A 2022-nucleotide genomic window follows, 5' to 3' on the forward strand; every position below is an offset into this window, starting at 1 on the left:
CCGATGCTGCCAGGCGGGTTGTGCAACACCGCCCCGAGGGGCACCATACCAACCCCGGACTCCAGTTATGACTGGTAGAGCTTTGGGGAGCACGTCACCTCTGCCCGATTGCGGAGGCGGCAGGCGGCGAGCGTTCGTGGTCACCCTGGAATGGATCGGCGCTAGCGCTGTGGCGGTCGTAAAGGGATGTCCGACGCCGCCGAGATGATCGGAAGGTGAGCGTCGGTCCCACTTTGCGCGCTAATCATCGCATCGCCAGTCGTGGGCGAGTTGTTCTACCATCAGCCACATAGCCTAACGCCACCCCGCTTTCGATTGCGGACACATCACGACCTCCGCATCGCTGCAGTGCAACAACGAACTAGGAGGAAAATCGGTTCTCGGAATGGGTAAAATGTAAGGGGGGGTGAGAACTATTGCGTCGTTCAGGTATTTTCTGCGCGATGACTTTACCGACCCGTCCCTTGCGTTCTTGTTGTCGGTGGTGGGCCATCTTACGCTGGATGTGAGCGGCACAGGCAGGTCATTTCCCGGCGACCATATCGATGACCAAATGCATCCGGTGCGAAGGAGAGATCAATGGCTGCACGTCCCTATTGGAAAGGCCAAATCCGGCTGGCACTCGTCTCGATCCCCGTCGAAATCTATTCCGCGACGAGAAGCGGCGCTACGATCGCGTTCAACCAGATTCACGAGCCCTCGGGCCAGCGCATCAAATATGAAAAGGTCGTGCCCGGGATCGGTCCGGTCGATCTCGACGAAATCGTCAAGGGCTTCGAATATGCCAAGGGCGAATATGTCCTGCTCGACGATGACGAGATTGAGGGGGTCAAACTGGAGAGCAAGAAAACGCTCGAGCTGACCCAGTTCGTCGACAGCCACGACATCGACGCGATCTATTTCGAGAAGCCCTATTATGTCGTGCCGGCGGACGATCTCGCCGAGGAGGCCTTCATCGTTCTGCGCGAGGCACTCCGCCGCACCCGCAAGATCGGCCTCGGCCAACTCGCTATGCGCGGGCGGGAATATGTCGTGAGCATCAAGGCCTGCGGACGCGGCATGGTGATGGAGACGCTGCGCTATGCCGACGAGGTGAACAAGGCGACGAGCTACTTCCGCGAGATCGGCGACGGCGATCCTGACGACGAGCTGCTCGACCTTGCCACCACGCTGATCGACAAGAAGACCGGCAAATTCGATGCGACCGAGTTTCACGATCGCTATGCCGACGCGCTCAAGGAGCTGATCGAGCGAAAGAAAAAGGGCAAGACTCTCAATATCGAGAGCGACGAGAAGGGTGGCGATTCGCGCGGCTCCAATGTCGTCGACCTGATGGCGGCGCTTAAGAATTCGCTCGGATCATCGGGTGGCGGGTCGTCCAAGACAGCGGCGAAGAAAACGACCAAGACCGCCGCGAGGACGGCCGCCAAGAAGACCGAGACCAAGCCGAAACCAGCTACGCGCAAGCGGGCCTGACCCATGGCCAACAGATCGGACCCAGCATCGGCGCCGCTCGACGACGATGCCGCGTTCGCCGAGGGCGCAATCACGCTGTGGGCCAATCTGCTCACGTTGATCGGTACGCATCTTCGCGAGTCAGGCACACCCCGTCAGGAGGTGCTCGACATGCTCACCATGTTGCAAGAGACCAACGAAGAGACGATCCGGTCGCCGCGTGCCCGCGCCGTCGCCTCGCGCCATCTGATGTCGGTGTATCGTGCGCTCGGCGAAGCCTGACCGCTCAGGCATTCGGTCCGAAGCGCCGCCGTTCGGGATCGCGCACGCAGCGGAAGCGATCCTTGATGCGCTCGTTGAAGAAGGTGCCTGCCGAGGCCGCGTGACAAAAGGCGTCGAACAGCGCGGCCGGGACCTCATGATAGAGGTACTTGCCGGTATCGCGGAACGAGATCGACAGCGTGCCGGCGGCGTCGTCATAGCCGATGCGGTCTATCATCGAGGATTGCGGGAAGCGTTGCGCGCGCATAGCCGGAGAAGCGCGTATCATCACAGGTCGTTCCGGTC

General features: G+C 60.7%; 3 protein-coding genes. 2 read left to right on the plus strand and 1 reads right to left on the minus strand.

Going from position 1 to position 2022, the window contains the following annotated elements:
• Positions 1 to 579 precede the first annotated feature (579 nt).
• Both DI605_RS21410 and DI605_RS21415 read left to right on the plus strand, forming a co-directional pair.
• A complete protein-coding gene (locus tag DI605_RS21410) occupies positions 580 to 1476 on the plus strand; it encodes a Ku protein (RefSeq protein ID WP_293977812.1) in 897 nt (298 codons plus the stop codon).
• 3 nt (positions 1477 to 1479) lie between these two features.
• Positions 1480 to 1737, plus strand: coding sequence for a hypothetical protein (locus DI605_RS21415; protein WP_293977814.1), 258 nt, complete (start codon positions 1480 to 1482; stop codon positions 1735 to 1737).
• A gap of 4 nt (positions 1738 to 1741) precedes the next feature.
• On the opposite strand, the gene DI605_RS21420 is transcribed toward DI605_RS21415, so the two are convergent.
• Entirely contained in the window at positions 1742 to 1984 is a 243-nt protein-coding gene (locus DI605_RS21420; RefSeq protein ID WP_293977816.1) for a KTSC domain-containing protein, read from the minus strand.
• Positions 1985 to 2022 lie beyond the last annotated feature (38 nt).

This window comes from Sphingomonas sp. (assembly GCF_003248515.1).
Lineage (GTDB): Bacteria > Pseudomonadota > Alphaproteobacteria > Sphingomonadales > Sphingomonadaceae > Sphingomonas_I.